This window comes from Escherichia sp. WS568, assembly GCF_046486085.1.
In the GTDB taxonomy this organism is placed as follows: domain Bacteria; phylum Pseudomonadota; class Gammaproteobacteria; order Enterobacterales; family Enterobacteriaceae; genus Escherichia; species Escherichia coli.
Genome location: NZ_JBJQMC010000019.1, coordinates 40156 through 65443, shown reverse-complemented (window position 1 = coordinate 65443; position 25288 = coordinate 40156). Strand labels below are relative to the sequence as shown.

20 protein-coding genes are annotated in these 25288 nt (G+C 42.2%); 15 read left to right on the top strand and 5 right to left on the bottom strand.

The window, feature by feature from the left end; translation table 11 throughout:
* Positions 1-82 precede the first annotated feature (82 nt).
* Positions 83-1311 (top strand): IS3-like element IS2 family transposase gene (locus tag ACJHWR_RS18930; RefSeq protein WP_088895425.1). Its coding sequence is split into 2 segments (ribosomal slippage): positions 83-398 and positions 398-1311, totalling 1230 coding nucleotides; the frame shifts between segments, so codons are not numbered across the junction.
* Positions 1312-1614: 303 nt separating this feature from the next.
* Here the strand turns inward: ACJHWR_RS18930 and ACJHWR_RS18925 are convergent.
* The gene (locus ACJHWR_RS18925) at positions 1615-2778 is read right to left on the bottom strand and encodes a hypothetical protein (protein WP_000114859.1); all 1164 of its coding nucleotides are present in this window, start codon (positions 2776-2778) and stop codon (positions 1615-1617) included.
* Between the two features lie 369 nt (positions 2779-3147).
* Here ACJHWR_RS18925 and ACJHWR_RS18920 point away from each other — a divergent pair, with 369 nt between their 5' ends.
* A complete protein-coding gene (locus tag ACJHWR_RS18920) occupies positions 3148-3960 on the top strand; it encodes a DNA adenine methylase (protein WP_001121575.1) in 813 nt (270 codons plus the stop codon).
* Between the two features lie 8 nt (positions 3961-3968).
* Here ACJHWR_RS18920 and ACJHWR_RS18915 read toward each other — a convergent pair whose 3' ends face one another.
* The 4 genes from ACJHWR_RS18915 to ACJHWR_RS18900 form a co-directional block, all read right to left on the bottom strand.
* The gene (locus ACJHWR_RS18915) at positions 3969-4823 is read right to left on the bottom strand and encodes a hypothetical protein (protein WP_000970403.1); all 855 of its coding nucleotides are present in this window, start codon (positions 4821-4823) and stop codon (positions 3969-3971) included.
* Between the two features lie 234 nt (positions 4824-5057).
* Entirely contained in the window at positions 5058-5774 is a 717-nt protein-coding gene (locus tag ACJHWR_RS18910) for a zinc finger-like domain-containing protein (protein ID WP_046788421.1), read from the bottom strand.
* Positions 5771-5971 (bottom strand): hypothetical protein, encoded by a 201-nt coding sequence (locus ACJHWR_RS18905; RefSeq protein ID WP_000594931.1) that lies wholly within the window; start codon positions 5969-5971, stop codon positions 5771-5773. The genes ACJHWR_RS18910 and ACJHWR_RS18905 overlap by 4 nt, the downstream gene beginning before the upstream one ends.
* A 17-nt stretch (positions 5972-5988) precedes the next feature.
* A complete protein-coding gene (locus ACJHWR_RS18900) occupies positions 5989-7044 on the bottom strand; it encodes a hypothetical protein (protein ID WP_001065779.1) in 1056 nt (351 codons plus the stop codon).
* Positions 7045-7520: 476 nt separating this feature from the next.
* Here ACJHWR_RS18900 and ACJHWR_RS18895 point away from each other — a divergent pair, with 476 nt between their 5' ends.
* The 13 genes from ACJHWR_RS18895 (at position 7521) to ACJHWR_RS18835 (ending at position 25247) form a co-directional block, all read left to right on the top strand.
* Entirely contained in the window at positions 7521-8396 is an 876-nt protein-coding gene (locus tag ACJHWR_RS18895) for a RepB family plasmid replication initiator protein (protein WP_000594612.1), read from the top strand.
* 1148 nt (positions 8397-9544) lie between these two features.
* A complete protein-coding gene (locus tag ACJHWR_RS18890; protein WP_000423602.1) occupies positions 9545-9898 on the top strand; it encodes a hypothetical protein in 354 nt (117 codons plus the stop codon).
* 17 nt (positions 9899-9915) lie between these two features.
* Positions 9916-10266, top strand: a complete 351-nt coding sequence (locus ACJHWR_RS18885) for a type IV conjugative transfer system protein TraL (RefSeq protein WP_024152015.1) — start codon at positions 9916-9918, stop codon at positions 10264-10266.
* A gap of 11 nt (positions 10267-10277) precedes the next feature.
* Positions 10278-11066, top strand: a complete 789-nt coding sequence (locus tag ACJHWR_RS18880; RefSeq protein WP_000783153.1) for a TraE/TraK family type IV conjugative transfer system protein — start codon at positions 10278-10280, stop codon at positions 11064-11066.
* Positions 11066-12337 (top strand): type-F conjugative transfer system secretin TraK, encoded by a 1272-nt coding sequence (locus tag ACJHWR_RS18875; RefSeq protein WP_000592090.1) that lies wholly within the window; start codon positions 11066-11068, stop codon positions 12335-12337. Before ACJHWR_RS18880 ends, ACJHWR_RS18875 begins: the two co-directional genes overlap by 1 nt.
* A gap of 1 nt (position 12338) precedes the next feature.
* Entirely contained in the window at positions 12339-12800 is a 462-nt protein-coding gene (gene htdO / locus ACJHWR_RS18870) for a plasmid transfer protein HtdO (protein WP_000521240.1), read from the top strand.
* Positions 12790-14145 carry an IncHI-type conjugal transfer protein TrhB gene (gene trhB / locus ACJHWR_RS18865; protein WP_000351841.1) on the top strand — a complete coding sequence of 452 codons (1356 nt, stop codon included), beginning with the start codon at positions 12790-12792 and terminating at the stop codon, positions 14143-14145. Before htdO ends, trhB begins: the two co-directional genes overlap by 11 nt.
* A gap of 7 nt (positions 14146-14152) precedes the next feature.
* Positions 14153-14635 (top strand): hypothetical protein, encoded by a 483-nt coding sequence (locus ACJHWR_RS18860; protein ID WP_000377633.1) that lies wholly within the window; start codon positions 14153-14155, stop codon positions 14633-14635.
* A 118-nt stretch (positions 14636-14753) separates the two neighbouring features.
* Positions 14754-15506: a protein-disulfide isomerase HtdT gene (htdT, locus tag ACJHWR_RS18855; protein ID WP_183079335.1), complete on the top strand. Its 753-nt coding sequence runs from the start codon at positions 14754-14756 to the stop codon at positions 15504-15506.
* Between the two features lie 9 nt (positions 15507-15515).
* Positions 15516-16466, top strand: coding sequence for an IncHI-type conjugal transfer lipoprotein TrhV (gene trhV / locus ACJHWR_RS18850; RefSeq protein ID WP_001022587.1), 951 nt, complete (start codon positions 15516-15518; stop codon positions 16464-16466).
* An 8-nt stretch (positions 16467-16474) separates the two neighbouring features.
* On the top strand, positions 16475-19156 hold the full coding sequence (locus ACJHWR_RS18845) for a TraC family protein (RefSeq protein WP_000387412.1): 2682 nt from the start codon (positions 16475-16477) through the stop codon (positions 19154-19156).
* A gap of 3836 nt (positions 19157-22992) precedes the next feature.
* On the top strand, positions 22993-24246 hold the full coding sequence (locus tag ACJHWR_RS18840) for a ParA family protein (protein WP_032084678.1): 1254 nt from the start codon (positions 22993-22995) through the stop codon (positions 24244-24246).
* The gene (locus ACJHWR_RS18835) at positions 24243-25247 is read left to right on the top strand and encodes a ParB family protein (protein WP_032192066.1); all 1005 of its coding nucleotides are present in this window, start codon (positions 24243-24245) and stop codon (positions 25245-25247) included. The genes ACJHWR_RS18840 and ACJHWR_RS18835 overlap by 4 nt, the downstream gene beginning before the upstream one ends.
* The last annotated feature ends 41 nt before the right edge of the window (positions 25248-25288 follow it).

Genomic DNA, 25288 nt, shown 5'->3' with positions numbered 1-25288 from the left:
CCCCTGAATCTCCAGACAACCAGTATCACTTAAATAAGTGATAGTCTTAATACTAGTTTTTAGACTAGTCATTGGAGAACAGATGATTGATGTCTTAGGGCCGGAGAAACGCAGACGGCGTACCACACAGGAAAAGATCGCAATTGTTCAGCAGAGCTTTGAACCGGGGATGACGGTCTCCCTCGTTGCCCGGCAACATGGTGTAGCAGCCAGCCAGTTATTTCTCTGGCGTAAGCAATACCAGGAAGGAAGTCTTACTGCTGTCGCCGCCGGAGAACAGGTTGTTCCTGCCTCTGAACTTGCTGCCGCCATGAAGCAGATTAAAGAACTCCAGCGCCTGCTCGGCAAGAAAACGATGGAAAATGAACTCCTCAAAGAAGCCGTTGAATATGGACGGGCAAAAAAGTGGATAGCGCACGCGCCCTTATTGCCCGGGGATGGGGAGTAAGCTTAGTCAGCCGTTGTCTCCGGGTGTCGCGTGCGCAGTTGCACGTCATTCTCAGACGAACCGATGACTGGATGGATGGCCGCCGCAGTCGTCACACTGATGATACGGATGTGCTTCTCCGTATACACCATGTTATCGGAGAGCTGCCCACGTATGGTTATCGTCGGGTATGGGCGCTGCTTCGCAGACAGGCAGAACTTGATGGTATGCCTGCGATCAATGCCAAACGTGTTTACCGGATCATGCGCCAGAATGCGCTGTTGCTTGAGCGAAAACCTGCTGTACCGCCATCGAAACGGGCACATACAGGCAGAGTGGCCGTGAAAGAAAGCAATCAGCGATGGTGCTCTGACGGGTTCGAGTTCTGCTGTGATAACGGAGAGAGACTGCGTGTCACGTTCGCGCTGGACTGCTGTGATCGTGAGGCACTGCACTGGGCGGTCACTACCGGCGGCTTCAACAGTGAAACAGTACAGGACGTCATGCTGGGAGCGGTGGAACGCCGCTTCGGCAACGATCTTCCGTCGTCTCCAGTGGAGTGGCTGACGGATAATGGTTCATGCTACCGGGCTAATGAAACACGCCAGTTCGCCCGGATGTTGGGACTTGAACCGAAGAACACGGCGGTGCGGAGTCCGGAGAGTAACGGAATAGCAGAGAGCTTCGTGAAAACGATAAAGCGTGACTACATCAGTATCATGCCCAAACCAGACGGGTTAACGGCAGCAAAGAACCTTGCAGAGGCGTTCGAGCATTATAACGAATGGCATCCGCATAGTGCGCTGGGTTATCGCTCGCCACGGGAATATCTGCGGCAGCGGGCTTGTAATGGGTTAAGTGATAACAGATGTCTGGAAATATAGGGGCAAATCCAGTGACCTGCATTATCGGGTTTAGCTTCAGAATCAAGAGATGACATTTTACCGGTCCTTTAGAAAAAACTTTTACCAGGATAGCAACGTCGCTCAGTAACCTAATAGGTTCAGTGACACGAAAAAGTTTTTTATGTCTCTGAATAAAACTTAAAGATGTCAACTCATAGAAAGAAGCAAAAAAAAAGCCCCGCATAAACGGGGCAAGAACGATACATGGAGGTTTAAAAAAGGCGGGCAAAAAGCCTGAATCCTTAATGACTCTGACAAAACCAGCACTTTGCCAAAAGTAAATTATTCTGCGTCCGGCTGTGGGTCAGTATCCTGATCGGTCTCTTCCCCTGCCTTCTTAGCATTTTTTTTACGTGGGTATTTTGGCTTCTCACCATTAAGTTTTGCCTGACGATTCTCCGCACGGCGAAGCTGCTTGTTCTCTGATTCTGTGATCTCTTTTGAAAGATTTCTCAACATCTCCAGAGTACTGCGGTTCAACGTAATGTTGATTTCTTCGTCAGCACTTGAATCTGTCAGCTCCGGCAATTCAATATCCCCCAGTTTCTGTAATAAGCTGGTGGTGATGAGTTTGACGCCTTCTACGGCTTTTGTGGCAATAACCGGCGGAATCCGTGCTGGCTTGAAGTCTGAAGGTCTGACTCGTACCTGACCATGTTGGGTTTTTTTCACCGTGATGCCATTCGCATCGGCCTGCTCAAGTTCTGCGATCATCTTCTTGATACGTGAAATTGCTTCTGTTTCGCCGAGCTCATCGATCAGTGAAAGCACGTTAACATACGAAATAGCGTCAGCATGAATCCATTTCTTGATAACAACAGAACAGGTTGTCAGGCGGATAAGAGAACTGATGGTCGTCGGGCTTTTATTTTCACGTTGAGCAATTCGTTCGAGTGACCAGCCAGCAAGAGAATGTAGGCGACGATAGGACTCGCCAAGCGCAACAGGAGAAAGCGCAAGACCACGGTTACCATCAATGGTCGCGAGCTCACAGCCAATTTCATCTTCTTTAATCTCAACGCAAAGGATTGTGATGTCATGATCTTCATCACATGCCATCATTGCGGCTTTTAAACGGCAGTGCCCCTGGCGAACAAAAGGTACCCCATCAATGACACGTACTCGGATAGGGTCTACATAGTCACCTCGAATGTAGGCATTCTTGATGTTGTAGATGTGTTCTTCAACCTCAGGGAGCTTATAGTAATCGTCACCCATTCCCATTTCGCGGGAGTTGAAGCCTGGCGTGACCTGAATTACTGAAGGGTGGATAGCCCATGCTTTCTGGTCACTTACTTCAGTACAAAGTTCAGGGTTTGCATCACGGAACTGTTTAAGCCCAGTGACGTAACGGCCTGTGCCAGTAACTACTGAAAAGGCAACATGGGCCGTTTTAAAGACCTTGTCATTAGCTTGCTGTGTAGGTTCTGTCAGTAAAACACTCATAGGGGCTCCGTTACATTTTTCTGCTTACTTTCTGCGTAGCGGGGATACTACCGAAAAAAAAATTCATAATTTTTCGCAAAAAAGGTACTTTTTGAGCCTATTCTGATTTTTTACAAAAAAAGGTGGCTCCCCATTACTTGTGATGGCATAAAAATCGCTTCATAAACAAATACATAAATCCAAAACATAAAGTTCAGGTATAAGTGAGGAAAAATCTTATAAATCCGAAATGCTGAAAGTCAAAACTGTGCGTCTTAAACAACTTTTTTTTGCTCCCTAAGTTATTAGTTAAAGCCCGTGGTTAGGTACGATACCAGCACCTAAATTTCTCTCTCAGGTATAGACACTTTGACTCGACATCTCAGACACATGCCGATAATCAAATGGGCTGGTGGAAAAACGAAACTGATGCCTTTCATCAGCCATCACTACCCACACGATCATAGTTGCCGGTGGGTAGAACCCTTTATAGGCGGTGGTGCCGTTTTTCTGAACATGTTTGCACAAAATGCATTGCTTGCAGATAGCAATCCAGACTTGATCAACCTATACAGGACTATTCAAAGACAGAAAACTAACTTTATAAATCAGGTCCAAAACTTGGCGGATAAAACCTTTGTCGAAAAGGACTACTATGAGATGAGGGACCGTTTCAACAAAACCTGTATTTCTGGTCAATCGCTTCAAAGAGCGGCTTTGTTTTACTCCCTGAATCGCCTGGGCTATAACGGTATGTGCCGCTATAACTCAGAAAGAATCTATTCAGTGCCGTGGGGGAAACATACAGAACTGAAGCTTGACCTCAATAAAATAGACTACCTTTCATTTCGTCTTTCAGGTATTGAACTGATCACCGCTGGTTTTGAGGAGACTCTGGCCGCAACCGGTGAAGGAGATCAGATTTACTGTGATCCGCCATATGACAAAACAAGCAAAACTAGTTTTGTCAGTTACGATGGTAAACCGTTCAGCCAAAGCGACCACGTGCTGTTAGCAAATATGCTCGTTGACGCTCACAGAAAAGGCGCTGCTGTTGCGATATCAAATAGCCTGACATCATTCACTTTGGGCCTCTATGAAGAGCGTGGATTCGTCATACACAGACTCAGCGCTTACCGATCCGTAGGAAGTAAGCCGAATACACGGAAAACGGAAACAGAAATACTGGCCGTGCTGAAATAGAGTAAATTCTAATCAACTAGGCTAATCCATTCCTCAAAAGTTAATACCTCAGGGTAAGTTCGTTGAACATAAGGTATAAACTGAAGCTCTTCTATTCTCCGGTCGCCCCTCTTTCCTTCGCAAATAAATGAAATGAGTCCTTGCTGAGAAAGGCCAGTAAGGACGCTCATAAGTCTTATATTTAGACTTTTAAGCTGTAAGTCGTTATTAATGTCCTCCACTTTATGAGAGCTCTGGCCTGAACGTTTAAGATACTCGTAAACCATGAAATTCGAATTTCGTCGTTTTAACAATTTTTCGGTTATGCATTCCTGAATGAAGTCGCCAAGAGCATCTAAAAGCGGACTGAGAACTACCGGGAAAGTTAATGTGTAACTTTGAGAAGTTTTAGACAAAGTGAATGAGTTTAGAAAGCTAAAGTTTAGTCTCTTTTTTGAATATGGAACATAAGCGACAAGAGTAGTCGACATAACAGTAAGTAAAGCTTCAAGATGGTTCACTGTTATTAAAGTGGTTTTATCTGTATTTCTAAGATTATGGAAATCAATAAACGCTACTCTTGAACGGCTAAGCCAATCTTGTACTTTAATGTCGATAGAAAATTGCGAGATATGATTTGAACATTCATTTTGGGTGATAGGGCATGCAGACGAAAGATGGTTATGGATTATCATGCATAGCACAAAAAAAGGAAAACGGCAGGCTGTGGGGCATTGAAAACCGGTTAAAGAAAGCTTAGACGTTTCATATGCGCTTACCGGAAAAGTAACTTTTCTTAACGTTGGCTTTGACGATGTTCTTGCATTTTTACAAATGAAACCGAGACCCAGATCATTGTGCATTTTAAAGTCCATCTCCATCATCACCTTTTAGCCTTAACTGTATGGTATTGGTATACAAAAAATTAAAATTATAATTAATAAGATTATCATTTTTTTACAATAGAAAAGGTTCTGATAGAGGGGAATTTAAATGTAAAAGATTTATACTCGCAGATCTTTATGAGGGATAAAACCCATTGCGTAAGCAACAATATTACGTGAGTGAGTCCTAACGACAGTTAAAGTCTTGGCTCTATATTTAAGCAGCAAAAACATTTAACTGTCTTGGAGTTTATTTAACTTAAAAACTGTTATTGCAGCATAATTTTTCGAATCAAATTCATAGAATTTTCTGACTTTTCCAGTCAAATGATAACGTTCACCCAATAAAATGTGATCCTGTTTATCGGCCGTTAAAGCGATCCCGTCATTTCTAACTTTACCAGTAAATGTAAAAAAATAACTCCCTTTACTTTTTGCGTACGCGGCCCTGACTTCAGTAAATGTTAGTTCAATGCTTATGACCTGGCCGATATTGTAGCTATGTTTTAAAATTTCTTGTTCATTTTCCGGAGTTTCAGACAACATCACATCAAAAGTTGTAAATAAACAATCCAGCTGGCGTTCTGTCAAGAAACGGTTATTGTCTAATTGCGCCAATATACTATTAGAAAACTTAGTGTTAGCCTTTTTTGCTTTCTCAATAAGGACGTGGTTTCTGGATTTCCATGCTTCGAGTGTTGGGTTAACACGCAGTTCCGGAATGTTATCGAGAAAGGTAATTGGCTCTAGTGCCACTAATTTTTCAATAATGGGTCCAACTGTTTGTACCCCATGACACTTTTCACATAAATCAGCCCCTTTGTGGCCTGTGCCCGCACATTCGTTACATTCTCTTTCGATAGGTGCATAATAATTTCCATCTCCGTTAAGTGATACATTCACTGAGGCTGGTACCATATGACCATCAAGAGTAAAGAAAAGAGATTTCATTTTCGAAACACCTCCAAACGTGCCTCTACGATTGCTACAGCTTCTTTCACAGTTTTTTCATAGTGGTCATGCCCTTCAGGAAATTGATCAAAACGTTTACCGTGTTCTAACTCTTCCATGTTGCGTTTAAGGACTTCATGAGTTAGAAGCAAATCACTATAATTATCGATAAGAGTCAGCTTTATAGGTTTAATCACTCAACTAATCCTCGTTTTTAATATTCCTTAAGGAGATCTCGAATTTCCAGAAGCTCTTCTAATTTTGGTTTAGAAACAATGATTGCTGTATTTTCGTCGTTAAGTAAAGACAATAAAATATTTAGCTTTTCATCATTCAAGATTATTTGAACACCATCATTGGAAAATATTACATTATTACTATTAACATTTTTGAACAAGTGTGCACTATCTCTACCAAATTTTAGTTCTGTTTGAGTATTCGTTATAGATTCCGTATGTGTACTTTCCACAAGCTCAAGAAATTCAGATTTTAGCCGTTCTGTTTTCTTATGCGAGAGGCGCTTAATACCCAAAGTCTTACGAGTGACTGCCGAATTTTTCTTTTCTGGTCCGCCTTTATTTAAGGTGTCTGGTCCTGCTCCAGCTGCATTGTGTTCAGGTATGCCTACAATTTTGCTCGTTGTAGTCTCAATATTCTTAACGCCAGGTAAGAAACCTTCTATATGTTTTAAAACCATTTTGTGATCGTTGGAATATTTTAACATTATTTCAATGGCGAGCGTTTTTTTGATTAGATTTAGGCTAATCAAACGTTGAAGCTCTAATGGCATATCAAGGATTTTTAGCATATTACGAATTGCGGTAGTTGATCGTTGATATCGCATTGCTAGTTCTTCAACCGAATACCCGAGACTAACAGCATGAGCTAATGCATGAGCTTGCCCAACCGGATTTAGCCCATTGCTTCTGTTACCATCGAGGTTCTCAAGGTATTCTTCAATTTCGTTTTTATAATCGATTAGGATAACAGATAATTTTGGAATATTAGCACCTTCAGAAATTGCTAATTTTAAGCCATGAAAACGAGTATGACCTTGACGAACTAAATATTTACCTTTTCTTTTTACGACCTTGATCATATCAACCTGCCTTCCTTCCTTAAAGGCTTGTTTGATTGACACAATCATCGACTTGACAGGTTCTTGTTCGTAACACAAATCTCCGATTACCGCCTCTCGGGGATTAAATCCCTTTTCAATTTCAACTAGATTAGTATCCACTTCAATGACTGTATGTTTGCTGTTGTTCATATCTTCCTCCTGTTTACTACATGATACATGAACCTCAAATTTGCCAAATAGGGCTGATACATCTAAAAGGTAAACTCAAAAAATTTGCTTAATAAAATTAAAATAAAAACTGTCTTGAATAAAACAATGATAGTAGACCCTCGTTCATTTCCGTTTGCGATCTGTAGATATTGTTAAAGGAGCGCTATTCCTTGTTTTATATGGACTTATCATTGTTTTCAACAGGATAGATCAATTCTTTAGATCACTAAAGATCAATAGAGTTCAAGTAAAGATCACGGCATCTTTAACTCATTGATTATAGTGACTTTATGAAAGGATCCGGCATTCGGATGCATGCGAAAAGCATTTGAATGAATAAGGAAGGCATTTACTGGAATGCTTATGGCATTTAGGTTAATGCGTAAAAAGCATTTGCAAGAATATGTTATAAACAGTTTGCCAAATGAAAATCTTATCACCGACGAGTTAAGTTAATGATTAAAAACAACGAGTTAATCCATCCTTTTGACGTAACCAGTAATGAATCAGGTAAGACTTATCAACTGACGCCTAACTCGTCCAAGTCGGTTCAGCCCGTGGCCCTGTTGAGATTGAGTGTATTTACCCCTGTCGGCACAAAAGAAAACCGCGACCGAAACTTTGAAGTTGATGCCTCTGATGAGCTTTCGTGTATGGAAATTGCAAGATCGGAGGGTTATGACGACATCAAGATAACTGGTGTCAAACTATCTATGTCTACCGACTTTAAGTGCTGGCTCGGGATCATCATGGCTTTCAGTAAATATGGTTTTACTTCCGAGAAGATTACCCTGACTTTTAACGAGTTTGCGAAGATGTGTGGTATCAGTTCAACAAACATCAACAAACGAACTCGTGCGCGCTTTAAAGAGTCATTAATGAACCTTGCATCGGTAGTGCTTGCCTTCTCAGACTCTCGGAGTGGTCGGTTCACAGTAACGCATCTGGTGCAGAAGGCTATGATTGATCCAAAAAGCGATACTGTTGAGTTGGTTGGGGATCCTTCTATGTGGGAACTGTATCGTTACGACCATAAGACATTGTTAAGCCTTCAGGTTCTATACATTTTGGCTAAAAAAGAAGCTGCGCAATCTCTCTATATTTATTTTGAAGCAATGCCAGCTGGTACGTTGTTCGTTAATATGAAACGGTTGAGGGAAAGGTTGCTTCTTACAACCCCTATTCGTACGCAAAACCAGATAATTCGTAAAGCAATGCGGGAACTTGAATCTATCGGATATCTCGATTATCAAGAAGTTAAGAAAGGTCGCGACATACAATTTCAGATCTTCAAAAGAAGCCCTAAGCTGGCCCTCGCCAAACAAGGTTGAAAGCTACCAGGTATGCACTGGTTATAACATGCTGAAAAATAAGTTATTTATCAGTGCTATGCTTAGTGCTTCTTTTACTACTGGTCTTACATCTCGGCTTAATGTGCAAAAAAGTAACTTTTCAAACGAACTCCTGACTATTCATCTGTATGCCTTTCTGGCTCAAGCGTACATGCTAGCCCATTCATTAAATGCCGTGGAGCAAGATGGTTTCGTGCGCACTCTATTCACGTGAATGCCTTTTGTGGATTACGCCTCTTACATTCATACAAATGCTTTTGATGTCGGTATCCCAAAAAATCATTCATTGAAATGCTTTTGTTTGCCACTGTATCCCGAGCATAGCTATGCAGTGGTATAAAAAGGCATTTTGGTGAATGGCATTAGGTCGAATGACACACAGTACAGCTTTGTTAAGAGCGAGAATGGTCCAAGACATCTATGACATTGGGCATCAGAAGGACTATGTGTTTGATATGAGATCAAAAAAATATCAGAAGCATCACAACTCCAATGGCATTCAAAGAAATGCCTTTGTTTTGTTAGTACACCAAACAACCCAAAATTCATGCAGTTATATCAAAGACTCATTCGCAAAAGGACTCAGCCAGAAAGCATTTGCTTAAATAGCATTGGCCAAAAGCATTCGAATGAATGATGTTCATATGGACAAGACAAAGTCCCACTCACGCCCAGAGGTGTAAAAGGCATTTAGATGAATGACGCACCGGCCGAGGATTGTATGTAGTTTCTCCAACTGATAGTTGCCGAACCAGGGAGCACAGTGATATGCGGCCTTCTCAGAATCAAGAGATAGATATTAAGGGAACAAAAAAGATTAGATATGAAGCTTAGTTACCTGCCCGATATCTAGTTAGAGCTTTTCAAACCATCAAAAGTGACTTTTATGCTTGAGGAGTCTCATCAGCTTCAGGATTGAGCTTAACGTAATCTTACCCCCTCCCCTCTTTCAAACTTTTACTAAGCGTTCACTGGTACTTTTCAAAGATTATGCTTTAGGCCCCTTTGCTTAAAAATTCACCAATCGCTAAACGTTAAAAAAAGGGGGTTTATGCGAACGGAAGGATCGGAATAAAAAAGTATTATTCATTCGCGTTTACGTGAACTCAAATCTACACGGAGTAATTATGGAACTTTCTTTAAATATTGGCCTTAGTGAAAAGAAATCTAACACGGCTGCACTTTTTAAAACAAAAAGCGCAAAAGTGATTTTGTTTGTTCTGCTGACCGTGCTTTTTTGCGGTCTGGCATATGCGGGTTCAGATGATGGGGCACTGGGAGATATTTGGTCATACATGAGTGAAAGTATGACTGGAGCTCCGGGCAAAATTCTGGCAGCCGCGATGTTGATCTCAAGCGTATATTTCTCTGTCCTTAAGCCTAACCCGGGCCTGGCACTGGTTTCATTATTCATGATGCTGGTAATGGCCAACGGCGAGAAAATTATCAGCACCTTTATGGATGCTGGCGTACCGCTGTAATTTATTGTTAATCATGCATGAGGGGGTTCATCCCCCTCTCTGGATTTTTAATGAGTAAGCAGAACGACGTTCCTCAGCATACCTATAGATTCCCTTTCAGGATCAACATGCCTCTACTGATTTTGTTTTGGGATGCAAAAAAAATAGGGCTTGCATTCATTCTGGTTGCATTTGGGAATATCTTCGAATGCTTCGGGTTTTCTGTTGTAGTAGCGGTTGTATATTGGATTGCGTATAACAAAGCAGCTGAGTCAGGAATAAGAGGATTGCTAAAACACAGACTCTGGTGGCTCGGTTTTTTGCCAGGTAAAGCAGTTTTTAGTAGCCGTTATTTCAACGATCCATTTATCAGAGATTTGTATTCTTGATGGAGCTATGAATGAAAATGCTAAGTGGCATTAACATCCCTTTTTTCAAAAAATCTAAAAAGGATGAAAACGGTGATCTTGAACAGTCATACGTAAAGAAAGATGAAAGTGCTAAGGGACGTTTTTTGGACATTAAAAAACGATTTAGCCCACAAGCTGAAGCGTCAGGTGCTGGAATTACATACAGCGCCCTGATTAATCGTGATACAAAACTTATCCGCATTAATACTGTTTCAATAGCCGTCATTGGGTTATTGGTTGCAAAGATTCTTTTTTTCACTGACCCAGTGACGATTGTTACCCCTCCAAACATGAATGAAGAGATCACGGTTGTTGGTAACAAAGCATCGGAATCTTATAAAACACAATGGGCTCTCTTTTTTAGTACCCTTTTAGGGAATATTAATCCAACTAATATTTCCTTTGTGACGGCCTATGTCCTCGATGCCCTTTCACCTGAACTACAGGCTAAAACGAGTGAGTCTTTACAGGAGCAGATAAATATCATGCAGGCTCGTGGTGTTGAGCAGACCTTTAAGCCTAATGATATTTACTTTGATCCAAAAAATGACATGGTCTATGTCTGGGGTACCAAAACGACTCGACTTGTAAATGTTCCGGACAAAACTGAATCATCGAAATGGACTTATGAATGGGTTCTCGGGATGAAAAATGGTCGCCCAAGAATTGCATATGTAAATCAATATTCCGGAACACCGAATATTAAAAAAATTACGATAAACGGCAAAGAGCAACTGGCAACGCTGGATAATCCGCCACCGTCTACAGGTAACAAGTGATGATTAAAAAAAAGGGCTTAGGGTTCAACGCAATTACCGCATTGATCATGCTCACGACTTCGAACTGCGTAATCGCTGAAGAATACCAATTGCCAGCAACAATTAATAACCCGGTTGTAATGCCAGTTGGTGCTGACGGATTTCAGAATGGAGCTGCAAAAGCCATTATTCCGGGTCAAGCTGGTTCTGAACAGTCAGGTGCACAAACAAACCTTAGTGAAGCCGGTAATGCGCAGGGACAAAAACCTACAACTGATCTCCCTACCGTGCAACTTTCCCCAGCCAGCAATGCTTCGCCTGCGGTAAGCGCTATTACTGGAGCATTATCAAATAATCCTAGTCTCCCCGGATTTGACGCACAGACCCGCTCTGGTGCAATTGATAGCTATGGGAGACCAACAGGTACCTCTTCCCAGCAGAATGCAACCAATGCGACCGCCACGTCAAAAGCCGATGAACTTTATGTCGAAGCTCGTAACCGATATAAAGAAGTTCAGCGTGTAAATGTGCCGCCTGGTGGGAATGTGGTACTGCCAGTTTCACGAGGACTTCAAAACAGAATATCGACCAGCTTCAAGAATGCTTCTGTCAGCACTTCTACCCCTGCTGAAGAGGCAAGCATATTTGTTAATGGTGGCGATGTCTTTATTTCAACTAATACCGATAAACCAATCGGGATTATGTTGTCGGAAGATCAGGTACCTGAATCGACCTATAACCTGACCCTGGTACCGCTTGATGTTCCCGGTGCGATGATTTCAGTTACTACATCTTTAAGCCCATCTATGCAAGCCAAACGTGAAACCTCATTGGATAAGCAAAACTATGAGGAAATGTTGGCCCGCTCCCAGTCAGAAGAACTGGCTCCATCGGATCCAAAACAAGACGATCATAAACAAAGAATCATTGATTTATTGACTCCTGTGGCTCTTGGTGAGGTCCCTTCAGGATTCAGTTTACAACAGGACCGACTTTCTCGTATTCCTGCGTCAGAGCAGTCCCCATGTAACTTTAATATGTATGCAAAGCTCGGTCAGAGACTGGTTGGCTCACGTGAACTTATTGATGTAATTCTTGTGAAAAACGATAAACCATACGGTCAAATCGTTGCTGATCAGCAGTGTATGGCAGAAGGCGTTATTGCAAGTGCTTTATTTGATAAAGCATACCTGCAACCGGGAGAAGAAACAGAGCTTTACATAGTCCGGGATAAATTGTTCAAGGAACGCGAGGCCCGGGTTACAACCAGACCAAGTCTAATCAGAAAATAATATGGGAAAAGTTACTTTGCCTGCTCTGCTTGGGGCCACCGTGATTGGTTTTGTCGTATTTGCTTTAACCAGCTTTTACTACAGGTCAGAATATATACCAAAAAGGAGTGTATTAATCGTTCCGGACGCACCCATTAGTATCGAAGATGGCAGTAACGCTTTTCCCGTTCAGACAGTAATAATGAACGATCCAACTCTTATTGATAAATTTGTAGGAGAGGACAATATTAATGAGGAGAATGCTTTTGACTATCACAAAAGTAACGTTTTGGAACCTAATTACAAACATGAAATATCTAGAACGAGCCAGATAGATAAAGCTGAAATGAATCATCCATCTGTTCGTGAAAACTGGGCCAGAGCAGGTGATCCCTATATCGTTCCTCAGATGTCTGACAGCGAACGAAATCTAAAAATTAAACGATTCCAGAAACCTACAAGTGGAGCTAATCATGGACATTAAAAAGGCCTGGGAAAATAAGACCGTCAGACTTTCTGTTATTGGCGCTCTGCTGGTAGTGATTGTTTATATTATTAGCCAGTCTATTTTTTCCACACCAGTTAAGAAAGAAAAGAAAACACAGAAAAAAGACATGCAGACCAATTTGTTGTTAGATGATTCGCAAATGAACAAATTGAGTAATGAAGAAAGCCAGAAAGTATATAAGGAAATGGTTAAGCAAAACCGACTTGATCAAAATGCGGCGAAAGAGGACCGCGAAAAAGCAGAAAAAGCCCAACAGGAAACTAAAGCCCAAGTTGCAAGTTTAACTTCTCAACTTCAGCAACTGTCTCAGCAAATTAATGATATGCAGACTAATCGAAACGGCAATCGTAACTTGGATGCTGGTAGTTCGCGTAAAACGATTAATGAGCAGGCACCGGCAGCTCCTTATCAGCTTAATGCTAATGCGCCGATTAATGGCGTAAACCCTAATTACGCGTCTATCACACCTACGCGTAATAGCCCGATGAGAACAATCACACAAAGTTCCATTAAGACTAATGGTACCGATGGTGTCATTCAGGTTATGCCCGTGTCTGAAAACAGAATCAAGGAAGGCAGAGAGGTCATTGCAGGAGATAAAGCGCCTACTCGGACTGTACGAGGTGATGGTACTGCGCCAGTTGATAGCAAAGCGCGGCATGCTGCCCGAAAAGATGAAATGTTTCTTCCGGCAACATCTATTATCACTGGTGTTCTGATTACCGGGCTTGAAGCGCCTACAAGCCTTTCTTCCAAATCAGAACCAATGCCAGTAACAATGCGTATTAAAAAAGATGTCATCATGCCCAATAATTTCACCATGGATTTGCGTGACTGTAACCTTCTGGGTTCAGCTGTTGGTGATTTGGCGTCACAGCGTGCTTACATACGTGCCACTTCTATCTCTTGTGTTAATTCAAAAGGGAAAGCTTTTGACGTAAAACTGGAAGCATATGCTGTAAGTGAAAATGACGGAAAAAATGGGATCCGAGGCACGCTTATCAGCCGAAATGGTAACGCAATTGCAGGAGCTGCATTTGCCGGTGGACTTTCTTCACTTGCCGGTAGCTTAAGCCCCAGTAAGGTATCTTCACTTAACATCGACCCTAATTCACAGGCTCAGTATCAGTCCCCTAATTTTGGTGCACTTGGGGCATTAGCCGGGGCTGGTGCAGCTCAAGGTGGCCTTAATCGACTCGTCGATTACTACACCGCAATTGCAGAACAACAGTGGCCAATCGTAGAAATTAGCCCTGGCCGAGCTATTACATTTGTCGTTCAGACCGGAACTACAATTCCAACGAATCTGACCAGTCGCTGAGGTTTAAATGGATAGTTTAGAAAAAAAAGAATCGACTGAATCAGCTGGACCTGAAATCACTAAAAAAATGGTGCGAGAAAGGACAACAAAAAAAATTACCTTCGAAATTGATATTGAAAAAATATTGAAGTATTTATTTTTCTTCGCCTTTGCCGTTTTGGTCATTATTTATGGTTATAAAGGCTTTATGAATGTTTACGATTACTTCAATAAACAATCACAGCCTTCGTACAAGATTGCAGTGCTTGACATGCCTGAATTACGTAAGGAATTTTTCAAGCATCACGGAGGCCGTACTGCTGACAATGATAGAACTCAATTCGAAGAATATTTCAGAACATTAATGAAGATCTACCGTGACCGTGGCTATTTAATTATTGATGCAACGCTTGCCGTTACTGTACCGGATAGTGTTGAAATCGTCACTTATATGGAACTTGAAGATAGCTCTGAAGCGGTACAATCAAGTTCTTATAATGCAAAGAAGTAGAGGGCACCCAATAGTGAAAAAGTTACTTTTCCCTTTAATGGCGGCTTTCGCCATTATGGCGAATACGGTCACTTATGCTTCAGAGCAGGTCCTAACTAATAGTGATGCTGCTGCGTTAATGGCAAAGGCAAAGGAAGGCGGCGTTTCACCCAGTCAGATCTCGGGTGCGTTATCAAAAATGAAAGGATATAAACCTAAGGATGCCATATACATTCCTTCTGGTGGGCTATACCTCTTTCAGGACGAGCGTTCGCAGCTAATGGCAGTAACGACCGATGGCCGATACTCCCTTACTGGGGGAAGCCTTGTTGATGTAATTAAACGTAAACCTGTTCTGACTGTAGAAGAAATCAGAAATTCCTATTTTATTAGTCTTGATGAGGCCCCCTTCCCTCTGGAAACTGTAGCGTCCATTCATCTGGGAAATTCAAAGCTTAAGAGACAAGCAGCCATTTTCTTAACACTTGATTGTGACGGTTGCATGGAACTTGTTAAGAAATTTTATGCAGATCGGGACAAGTATCGGATAGATATTGTTTTAGTTCCCTCACCCGGTGAGCCAAAAGAAGAGCTTAGAAGGCTCTGGTGTAGTAAAGAAAAAGGAAAAATAAACAACCTCGATATTCTTCGTTGGCTAATGGGAAGCAAATCCGACATTGAAAAAAGATTGCTCTCTCAAAAAGAAGCAGAAGAATGTCCGGCGGAACCTTTGGTAGCGTCATTGATGCTCGCAGGAATTTATAAATTGCAGGGTGTACCTTCAGTTGTCAGACAGGATGGTTTGGCTGGTAATGGCATTCCAAAAGATTTCGACTACTGGTTGAACCAAAGCGTTGAACCTCTCTTAAAAAATCCATTTGAGACAAATTAAGGCTAGTTTATGAACATCAAAAGATTGGTACTCAGTGCTCTGGTTGTAGGTACATCCTCATATCTTACGGGGTGCTCCATCGGGAGTTCCGAATCCGAATGTCCAGGCATTGAAAAGGGCGTTATCTGTAAAGGTCCTCGCGAAGTTATGGAGTTAACTAATAATCGAGATGATCTGTCTGCACTTGCGGGGGAAGAGTCGGAATCGGGAAAGGAGAAATCGGCTGTCAATGACAGCCGTTATCCAACTGAAATTAGCCCTCCAGGGGAAGTCAAATATCCACAGTCTACAACCCTTAAAAATCAGCCTGTGGCTTATTCAAAAACCGAAATTAAGCCAGTTGGTCAGTTACCTGTCATGTACGATAAAACTTTAAAAATGGGTGCCCCTACTTCATCCATTGGACCACGGCCTATTTCTGGTGTACCGGTTAATTCAAACGTAAGGATGACTAGCAGTTATAGCACTGCCTCTTCAGCTGGTAACCCTTTCGTTCATCCGGCTGCGGAAGTCGTTAAACAAACAAGCTATCCGGTTTCTGCTGGAAATGCACCACGCTACGTTGCACCTAATTCTGATATCAGCCCTGGCAAGGATATGTACTCTCTTTACAATGGCCAGCCCGTTAACCCTACTCTCAACACTGGGCAGATCCAGCAATACCGTTCGCAAGGTTATAAACAAGCTGTAGTGGCTCCTGAACCACTTGCTGTTCTGCAACAGGGGAAAGTAATGAGAATTACTTTTGCACCTTATACCGATGATAACGATGCGCTTAATCTTCCCGGCTACGTTTATGTCAACGTAAAACCGCAAACATGGATTGCTGGCAAGAATTCGACCTCAAACCCAGCTCGCATAGTTCCTTTAGAAGTACAGGATGCGGCCCGGGAAAATATGCAGCAGCAACAAAAAGCAACTAAAGCTGTCTCTTCGAACGGCATTGTTAGACAACTGTAAGGTCAAATATGGAAGCTATCAATAATTACAATAGCGGTTTAAATCGCCATCAATTAGGTGGGTTTATCCCTGTTTACGATCAATTAGCAGGGACTCACTATTTTTTGATTGATGGCAACAGATTAGGGTTTATGTTTATCTGTAATCCATCACCTGGAGTTTTTGATAATCAGCAAGATGTTCTTGCTGAAATGTTCAAAATGGATTTTCCTACAGATACTGTCTGTCAAATATCTCTGACTGCATTGCCAGACTTGACTTTACAGCTTAGTGCTTGGTCAGCTGTGCGAGGTGGGCGTATGACTGGGAACGATAAGCTTAAAGCAGATCTGCTTAATGGTTATCAGTTGGACTACTACGACAGAAGTATGCATAAGCCTTTAAAACCTGATCATGATAACCTTATGTTGAGGGATTTTCAGGTATGGATCTCGCTATCGATTCCTTTACAGTCTGCCCTTCCTACCGAGCTGGAACATTCGCGTATCGATTCACTTTACTCTGAACTTGTAAGTAAGTTAATTACGATTGGACTGCATCCGTTTAAGGTCGATGCAGAAAACTGGCTCTATTGTATAGATAAGGTCGTAAACCCCGGAAAGAACTCTCGGTGGGCTGAAGGTTTTATAGACGTTAACACTATGAAAAGGCTTAATGAACAAGTTAACGTTCCCGGCCGTAAGTATACAGTCACAGAAAATCATTTCTCATCAGTCACACAAAGTGACGACGAATCTGAGCATCGTTACTTCAAACAACTTTCCGTTGTAAAGTTTCCTGAATACGTCAATTTCGGTTGTATGTATGAGTTAGTAGTTAACTGGATGCATGGACGTAAGACAATTTTCAGCCCATTTATGATCACTCAGACTGTTCAGTTTGCCGATCCGCTCAAGTTGTCAAAAGAAAACGTCCGCTACAAAGCAATCACTAATAAACAGGCAAGTATACCTTCAGTTGTCACATTCTGCCCTCGCCTGCGGGATATGGATAATGACTACATGGCCGTAACTCGCGAGCTTGAGGATGGCGCAAAGCTTTTAAGAGGGTATCTTACTTTCACTGTTATGGGTAGTAATGCCAATTCTGTGCAGACAGCAGCTAACGATCTCAAATCCTTTTACCTCGAAAGCCGGGTCAAAGTAGCAGATGATTCCTTTATCGTTTTCCCGTCATTTATGTCATGTCTGCCAATGTGCAATGACCCAAAGACAATTTTCGACCTTGACCGATCCGAAGTAGTGAGCAACACCGGAGCGGCTCATATGACGCCGATCTTTGGGCCCTGGAAAGGTAATACAGATAGACCAGTACTGAGTTTAGTTTCTCGTGAAGGTCAACTCATGGGACTTGATATTTTCAAGACTTCTGCAAGCTATAACATGGTTATTGGTGCAACGTCAGGTGCAGGCAAGTCATTCTGGACAGCATATCTAATCAATAACTATCTTGGAGCTGGACCGCGATCTAATAACCTCGTTCATTATCGCTCAACATTTAAGCATTTTTTAGAAAACGAATACCCAGATGATGATCCTGATGGTGCTCAAGTTTTTGTAGTGGACGTGGGGCGTTCTTACCAGGGGATTGCGGAACAATATACAAACAGTCAATTTATTGATTTCGGTAAAACCCCTGACTTCACCCTAAATCCCTTTGCCTTCCTAACTGACATCACTGTTAACGACGATGTATTTAACGAAGCACCTGAATTTACCGGTGAATCAACTTCAAACGATGCAGAAAAAGACAAAGTTGCTCAGACCATAATGGTTCTGAATCAGCTAAAAATTATGGCTTCAGAGAAAGGCCTTATCGATGATTATCAACAATCAGTGATGCTTCAGCTTATTGCAGAAGAGTACCAGGAATCCAGAAAATCAGGTCGGACCGGTTCAATAACCGGCTTTGCTCTGCGTTGCAAGAAGCATGAAGACAAACGTATAAAGGATATTGGGGAGCAACTCGGAGCATGGTGCGAAGGTGGAATTTATGGGCACCGGTTTACCGATACGTTGCCTCCAATCAACTTCGACAGCAGATTTATTGTTTTGGAACTGGAGGAGCTAAAAGGCACCCCCCACCTTCAGACAGTTGTTTTAATGTCTATCATTCAGGCTGCTCAGCATGCAATGTTCATCAAAAAAGATGGGCGTCGTCGCTTGTTCATCCTAGATGAAGCTTGGGAGTACATTCGTCCTGATAATTCATCAGGTGCCGGAAATCAATCAAACCAATTCTTCTCTTCCTTCCTCGAAGCGGCATGGCGTAGGTTCAGGAAAACAAACTGCGCTGGCATCTGTATCACACAGTCGTTTGAAGATTATTTTACTTCTTCTGTTGGCCGGGCCCTGACTGCTAACTCGCCTTGGAAGATAATCATGAAACAAGAAAAAGAAAGCATTGAAGCAATGAAGGCTAATAAATATTTTTCTACTTCAGATGCAGAATATGAACGAATGAAAAATATTCGTACAGTCAAAAAGGTGTTTTCAGAGATGTTAGTCAGGTTCGAAAACTTCCAAGAGATCTGTCGGTTATACGTAGACCGGAAAATGGAGCTTTGTTTTACTACGGATAGTGCTGACAGGAGTAAATTATGGGAAATTCAAAGCCGCGAGAATTGTAGCTATGGCGAGGCAATAGAAATTCTCTATGCTCAAGAAGTAGCAGCGGGTTTGGCCGCGTAGAGTAAATATCTTCAAGCAAAAACAATTAAACCAGATGTCTCATAAGAATCTGGTTTTTTATTGTATGCCTTAAGTAAACAAATGAGGTTATGACTTAATGAGTTCATCACTGTGCTGCAAATTTTGGTTTTATAATTAATATGGCTTAAAAACAGTGACATAATTACAAATCGCATTTAGGTTGTGTACGCATTAAGTAAACAAAATTTATAACATCAATACTGACTTTATAAGATGAAATTCACGTAAATTACATTTTTGTTTACCAAAGGTAATCAAAGGAGCGCGGCATTATTAGTGAAAACAGATCACTGGTGTCATATTGCATACAAAACTTAATATCCTTTAATCATTCTTCTAAAAGTTTAATATTAACGCTTTGGTTTATGAAAATTTATCCAATTTGCTCACCGAAGACTTTTAACTTATTTAACCCCCTTTATCGCCAATCTGTGATTTTCTAATGTTAGCCTACAGTTCTAGGGCCCTTGCTCCCATGATGCGAATCCTTCCACCTAATAAAGATTAACGCCTCATTCCTGTATGCCGGTCTTACGACGCCAGTGCACGGACAATTTTTGGTCATCACAAGGCCAGGCGGGAGATTTAATCAGGGCGTGGTGTTCCTTAGCAGCAGCTGCGGCACTGTAAGCCGAAGGCGGAATTAACTCCTTTATCGCCATCTGGGGACGTCATTAGGGGTACCCCTTTTAACTTGCTCAGGACCATTAAGCTAAAATTCCGGATAGTGATTGACGTAAGATTTAGGCTAAGCAGGTAAAGTGATCCCCGCTCCCGGGGTGACCACTTTATACAAAAGGCCGATCGGAAGATTGTCCTTAGGGAAATATTCCTTTAACACAGCACGGGCACTTACTGCCGCTGCCGGATTTAACCCCCTTAATCGCCAAACTGGGGTACTGTCCTGATGCTGGCCTTCAGTTCTGGGCTGGGTGGCTATCACTTCCTCCCATAATGCGAAATGTAACTGCTGATACAGATTAACGTCATATTCCTGCGTGCCGGTCTGCCAACACCAGTGCACGGGCTTTTTTCGGTCATCACATTACCGGGCAGGAGATTTTATCAGGGCGTGGTGTGACTGAGCAGAAGCTGGGGCACTGTCAGCAGCTTGCAGATTTAACCCCCTTAATCGCCAAACTGGGATTCTGGTCTGATATTGACCTTCCGTGCTGGGCGGGGTTCGGTTTGCTAACACTTACTCCCATGATACGAAATGTGCCTGCTGATACAGATTAAAATCACATTACTGCATACCGGTCTGCCGACACCGGTGCATGGGCGATTTCCGACGATCTCAAGAACATATGGGAGATTATATCAGGGAGAGTAGTATGCCTGAGCAGCATCTGAAGGCACTGTCAGCCGCTGTCAGATTTAACCCCCTTAATCGCCAAACTGGTGTTCTGTCCTCATGCAGGCCTTCAGTTCTGAGCTGGGTTGCTATCACTTGCTCCCATAATGCGAAATGTACCTGCTGATACAAATTAACGTCGTATTCCTGTATGCCGGTCTGCCGACACCAGTGCTCGGGCTATTTTCGGTCCTAACAAGACCTGGCGAGAGATTTAATCAGGGCGTGGTGTGACTGAGCAGCAGCTGGGGCACTGTTATCCGCTTGCAGATTTAACCCCCTTAATCGCCACACTGGGGTTCAGTCCTGATAGTGTCCTTCCGTCCTGGGCTCGGTTGCTAACACTTGCTCCCATTGCGCCTGCTGATACAGATTAAAGTCACATTACTGCATACCGATCTGCCGACTCCGGTGCATGGCTTTTTCCGATAATCACAAGGACGGACGGGTGATTTTATCGTTGCATAGTATGTCTGAGCAGCATCAGAAGGCTCTGTCAGCCACTGGCAGATTTAACCCCCTTAATCTCCAAACTGGGATCAGTCCTGATAGTGTCCTTCCGTCCTGGGCAGGGTTGCTAACACTTGCTCCCATGATACGAAATGCGCCAGCTGATACAGATTAACGTCTCATTACTCCATGCCGGTCTGCCGAAACTGGTGCATAGCTTTTTTCGATATTCGCATGAACAGACGCTTGATTTTTTCAGGTTGTAATATACCTGAGCAGCATCTGAAGGCACTTTCAGTCGCTGTCAGATTTAACCCCCTTAATCGCCAATCTGGGATTTTCTGATGTTAACCTACAGTTCAAGGCCCTTGCTCCCATGATGCGAACCTTGCAACCTGATAAAGATTTAAGCTTCATTCCTGTATGCCGGTCTTACGACTCTAGTGCACGGGGACTATTTTCGGTCATAATAAGACCTGGCGGGAGATTTAATCAGGCGTGGTGTGACTGAGCAGAAGCTGGGGCACTGTCAGCCGCTGGCAGATTAAAACCCTTTATTCGCCATCTCAAGACGTCATTATGGGTAGTCCTTTTAACTTTCTAAGGACCATTAAGCTTAAACTCCGTTTAGAGAATGACGTAAGATTTAGGCTAAGCAGGTTAAGTGATCCCCGCTCCCGGGTTGAACACTTTATTCATCGTACGAGCGAAAGATTGTCCTTCGGGAAATATTTCTTATACACCGCTCGGGCACTTACAGCCACTGGCGGATTTAACCCCCTTAATCGCCAAACTGGGGTACTGTCCTGATGCTGGCCTTCAGTTCTGGGCTGGGTGGCTATCACTTGCTCCCCTAATGCGAAATGTGTCTGTTAATACAGATTAACGTCATTTTCCTGCGTGCCGGTCTGCCGACACCAGTGCACGGCCTTTTTTCGGTCATTACATTACCGGGCAGGAGATTTTATCAGGGCGTGGTGTTACTGAGCAGGAGCTGGGGCACTATCAGCAGCTTGCATATTTAACTCCCTTAATCGCCAAACTGGTGTTCTGTCCTCATGCTGGCCTTCAGTTCTGGGCTGGGTTGCTATCTCTTGCTCCCATAATGCGAAATGTATCTGCTGATACAGATTAACGTCATATTCCTGTATGCCGGTCTGCCGACACCAGTGCTTTGGCTATTTTCGGTCATAACAAGACCTGGCGAGAGATTTACTCAGGGCGTGGTGTGACTGAGCAGCAGCTGGGGCACTGTCATCCGCTTGCAAATTTAACCCCCTTAATCGCCAAACTTGGGTTTTGTCCTGATGCTGGCCTTCCGTTCTGGGCGGGGTTGCTATCACTTGCTCCCATCATGCGAAAAGTGCCTGCTGATACAGATTAACGTCATATTCCTTCATGCCGGTCTGCCGACACAAATGCACGGGCTTTTTTCGGTCCTTACAATACCGGGCAGGAGATTTAATCAGGGCGTGGTGTGACTGAGCAGCAGCTAGGACACTGTCAGCCGCTGGCAGATTTAACCCCCTTAATCGCCACACTGGGGTTGCCTCCTGAAGTTGGGTTTCAGTTCTGGGCTAGGTTGCTAACTCTGCTCCCATAATTCGTAGTGGGCCTACTCAAGAGATTAACACCTCATATCTTTAGACTGGACTGACGACAACGATTCACAGTTAGGAAACGTAAATCAGCACACCGGTGAGATAGATTTTAGGGTCTAAGCAAGAAATAGGGTAGGCGTGAAGATTCATTAATGGAGCTCATAACGTCAAAGCGTAGAGAAGTCGACAAGAATCGTGGTTTAAAAAGAATGAGCATTAGGTATGGACTAGAGAGTCTGAGCTCTCATCTGCAAGTTAAGCTCACAAAAAATCATAAAAAAGTAAACAAACATTAGCTTAGGATTGAAACAAAGGATAGAATTGTACGTATAACAATGAAATGGACGCATTATGCGTAAAGTTTACATATATGCGTAAAAGTCGGTTTTCAGTGCAAAAAGGTCATAACCATGAATTTACTTGAAAAGATCGCCCTCGTTGGTCAGCGCATGAAAAGCGAGCAGATTTCTCTTAAGGAATCTCTGATGGCTTCATCAAGAGTATCTGTTTCTGATGATAGTGTTGATGGTGTTGATAGACTGATCTACAACCACTGTTTAAATAAAAAAAATCTCTCTGATTTTTTTGGGAAGTCACGAGTAACGTTCAATAAAATACTTTCGGACTTAGAAGAAAAAGAAGTTGTTGGTGCACCTATTTATCAAAACAAAAATCATCTTTACACCCGCTGGGATGTTCAAAAAATAATGGATGCCCTGGGTTATCCCAAGTACCGCGATCATTACTTTAGCAGAGCTATTGTTACTCAGAATCATAAAGGCGGTACAGGGAAAAGCACTACATCTGTAGCTTTAGCAGTAGCAGCTGCTTTAGATCTACAACTGAATGCACGTGTATTAATGATCGAATGGGACCCACAAGGTTCGATTGGAAGCAGCATGATTCAAAGTGTCTCAGAAGATGATGTCTTCCTTACAGCAATTGATGCAATCCTTGGAATTTATGAAGAAAATTCTGAGTATAAAAAATATTTAGATTCAGGATTCTCTGAAGAAGAAATCATCACTAATATGCCTTTTTCAACGCATCTGCCAAACTTGGACGTGATAACGGCATTTCCGACAGATGCTCGTTTTAAAGATAAATACTGGCAATGTTCTAGAGAAGAACGAACGTCTTTGTTACTACGTTTCAAGGAAGTTATCTTACCGGTACTGAAGCAGAACTATGATTTGATTATTATAGACACTCCACCTGAAGATTCACCTTTGATCTGGGCTGCTGACGAAGCGGCCGATGGGATTCTTGTCGCAGTGTCACCACGTGAATATGATTACGCCTCTACTACAGACTTCATGCTTACAATAAGTGAAAGGTTTAAACAATCACCAAGTAAGGGCGATAATTTAAAATGGTTCAAAGTTCTTGCTGTCAATGTTGATGACAAAAGTCCATATGAAAGAATAGTTTTGGATAAATTAATCAGAACTGTTCAGGACCTTTTGATGTCCGCTAACATAAAAAATTCTGAAGCATTTAAGGCAGCTGCTTCCAAAGGGCGTACAGTGCTTGATATCAAAAAATCAGAGGAACTTTGTTCCGCAAAGCAACTTGATGTCGCAGAAGAATCTGTATTACAGGTATATCAACAATTTATAAATGAAATAAAAAGTTTTTCAGCTAAGCAAGGAGTTAACGCATGAGCGATGAGCAACATATCGGGAATGATAAATCTCGATATTTAAACGCACCAAAGCGGACAGAAGTCGGTCACCGTTCAGGTCTTGCGGGTTTGAAAACAGCACCTCGCATAAAAAAGTTATTCACTCTTCATAAGGGCCGAAGACTTGAAGCGGAACATGTGATTGTTCCAGCCCAGAGAGTGGAGAAGGAGACCTTAGTCCATCCAGCAAACCCACGAAATCAAGAAGCCCTTACAGATTATTCTGTTAGAGATATTCTTAAGCAGATTGAAGAAAGAGGGGTCGATACCGAAGGGATCGCTGTAAAAAGAGATGGGGTTTATTTATTAATAGAAGGAAGTCGCAGACGTTTCTGCTGTATAAAGGCAGAAAAGGATCTCCCCCTGTGGGTACTACCGGATGAACTAACCGAAGATGATATAAATTCAATTATATCCGCAGCACAAACATCTCGAAAATTTTCATATAGAGAAGTTGGGTTTCAATTTATCAAGAAAATGGAAGAAAAGGGATTTTCTACTAATGAAGAACTCGCAGCATATCTTGGGATTAGTCATGTATCGGTAGCCAAAAGAATCCAGGCGGCACGTATTGACGAAACATTGATCTCTTTATTCCCGGATTATGAAGGAATACCGAACTCCTATTATAGTCGCTTGTCTCGTTTACAGAAATATGTGCAAAAAAATCTATTTCCTTTAGATGAAGTAATAGATAATGTTAAAGAGGAAACAAAAGATTTAGACATTGGAGATCTCCAAGTTGCCCAAAAAGTTGTAATGGAGAAAATCACACAATCTGTGGAAAGTGTTTGTGAAAAATCTTATTCCACAAAATGGGAAACAAGTGATCTTATTACTTTTGATAACAAAGATAAGTATGCAAGAATCAGTAAAAACAATACTGGAAGAAAAATTCGCATTGAATTCAATAGGATAAGTGCGGGTTTTATTAAGGAGCTAGAGGAGTTCATAAAAGAAAAATTAAAAGTATCAGAATAAATATTGAACTGCATCTTTATGATGCAGTTCATATGATTTAT

Coding starts and splice junctions, on each gene's coding strand:
- ACJHWR_RS18925 (WP_000114859.1), bottom strand. CDS start 2,778: ATGAGTGTTTTACTGACAGAACCTACACAGCAAGCTAATGACAAGGTC.
- ACJHWR_RS18920 (WP_001121575.1), top strand. CDS start 3,148: ATGCCGATAATCAAATGGGCTGGTGGAAAAACGAAACTGATGCCTTTC.
- ACJHWR_RS18915 (WP_000970403.1), bottom strand. CDS start 4,823: ATGATGGAGATGGACTTTAAAATGCACAATGATCTGGGTCTCGGTTTC.
- ACJHWR_RS18910 (WP_046788421.1), bottom strand. CDS start 5,774: ATGAAATCTCTTTTCTTTACTCTTGATGGTCATATGGTACCAGCCTCA.
- ACJHWR_RS18900 (WP_001065779.1), bottom strand. CDS start 7,044: ATGAACAACAGCAAACATACAGTCATTGAAGTGGATACTAATCTAGTT.
- ACJHWR_RS18895 (WP_000594612.1), top strand. CDS start 7,521: ATGATTAAAAACAACGAGTTAATCCATCCTTTTGACGTAACCAGTAAT.
- ACJHWR_RS18890 (WP_000423602.1), top strand. CDS start 9,545: ATGGAACTTTCTTTAAATATTGGCCTTAGTGAAAAGAAATCTAACACG.
- ACJHWR_RS18885 (WP_024152015.1), top strand. CDS start 9,916: ATGAGGGGGTTCATCCCCCTCTCTGGATTTTTAATGAGTAAGCAGAAC.
- ACJHWR_RS18880 (WP_000783153.1), top strand. CDS start 10,278: ATGAAAATGCTAAGTGGCATTAACATCCCTTTTTTCAAAAAATCTAAA.
- ACJHWR_RS18875 (WP_000592090.1), top strand. CDS start 11,066: ATGATTAAAAAAAAGGGCTTAGGGTTCAACGCAATTACCGCATTGATC.
- htdO (WP_000521240.1), top strand. CDS start 12,339: ATGGGAAAAGTTACTTTGCCTGCTCTGCTTGGGGCCACCGTGATTGGT.
- trhB (WP_000351841.1), top strand. CDS start 12,790: ATGGACATTAAAAAGGCCTGGGAAAATAAGACCGTCAGACTTTCTGTT.
- ACJHWR_RS18860 (WP_000377633.1), top strand. CDS start 14,153: ATGGATAGTTTAGAAAAAAAAGAATCGACTGAATCAGCTGGACCTGAA.
- htdT (WP_183079335.1), top strand. CDS start 14,754: ATGGCAAAGGCAAAGGAAGGCGGCGTTTCACCCAGTCAGATCTCGGGT.
- trhV (WP_001022587.1), top strand. CDS start 15,516: ATGAACATCAAAAGATTGGTACTCAGTGCTCTGGTTGTAGGTACATCC.
- ACJHWR_RS18845 (WP_000387412.1), top strand. CDS start 16,475: ATGGAAGCTATCAATAATTACAATAGCGGTTTAAATCGCCATCAATTA.
- ACJHWR_RS18840 (WP_032084678.1), top strand. CDS start 22,993: ATGAATTTACTTGAAAAGATCGCCCTCGTTGGTCAGCGCATGAAAAGC.
- ACJHWR_RS18835 (WP_032192066.1), top strand. CDS start 24,243: ATGAGCGATGAGCAACATATCGGGAATGATAAATCTCGATATTTAAAC.